This window comes from Caballeronia sp. INML2, assembly GCF_023631365.1.
Lineage (GTDB): Bacteria > Pseudomonadota > Gammaproteobacteria > Burkholderiales > Burkholderiaceae > Caballeronia > Caballeronia turbans.
The window spans coordinates 1-953 of sequence record NZ_JALQDH010000066.1 but is presented as its reverse complement, the minus strand read 5'-3'; the positions used below and the strand labels follow the sequence as shown (position 1 = coordinate 953).

Below are 953 nucleotides of genomic sequence, written 5' to 3'. Positions count from 1 at the left end.
GATCAGACGTTCCAGACTTCGCCGAAGAAGCGCATCCAGTTTTCGCCCATCACTTTCTTGATGCGCGACTCGCTCCAGCCCGCTTTTTCCATGGCGGCGGTGAGGTTCGGAAATTCGCCGATCGTGCGAATGCCTTCCGGATTCACGACCTTGCCGAAGTTCGTCAGGCGGCGATAGCGGCCCTTGTCGTGCGTGATCCAGTCGAAGAATTCGGTGCTGTAGCCTTGCGTGAAGTCCGTGCCGATGCCGACCTTGTCTTCGCCGATCACATCGATCGTGTATTCGATCGCTTCGAGATAATCCTCGACGGTCGCATCCGGACCCTTCTTGAGGAACGGCGAGAACATCGTCACGCCGACGAAGCCGTTCGCATCGGCGATCTCGCGCAACTGCTCATCCGTCTTGTTGCGCGGGTGATCCTTGAGCCCCGACGGGCAGCAGTGCGAATACGTGACGGGCTTTTTCGAACAGGCGATCGCATCGGATGACGTCTTGGCGCCCACATGCGAAAGATCCACCATGATGCCGACGCGATTCATTTCCTGAATCACTTCCGTGCCATAACCCGACAAGCCGCCGTCCGGCTCGTAGCAGCCCGTGCCCACGAGATTCTGCGTGTTGTAGCAAAGCTGCACGACGTTGACGCCGAGCTCCTTGAACACCTCGATATAACCGAGGTTGTCCTCGAACGCATACGAATTCTGGAAACCGAAGATGATGCCGGTCTTGTTCTCCTTCTTCGCGCGCAGGATGTCGTCGGTCGTGCGCACGAGCGTGAGAATCTCGCTGTATTCGCGGATCTGCTGCTTCATCTCCGCAATGTTGTCGATCGTCTTCTGAAAGTCTTCCCACACCGACACGGTGCAGTTCACGGCGGTCACGCCGCCCTTTCTCATGTCCTCGAACACGGAGCGCTCGAACTTCGAGATGTTCAGTCCGTCGATGATGATGCT

At 57.4% G+C, this 953-nt stretch carries 1 protein-coding gene; it reads right to left on the bottom strand.

Translation table 11 applies throughout. The features are described 5' to 3' along the window. Positions 1-2: 2 nt before the first annotated feature. A partial coding sequence (locus tag NCT32_RS23380; protein ID WP_250477722.1) for a dipeptidase occupies positions 3-953 on the bottom strand: 951 nt, incomplete at its 5' end.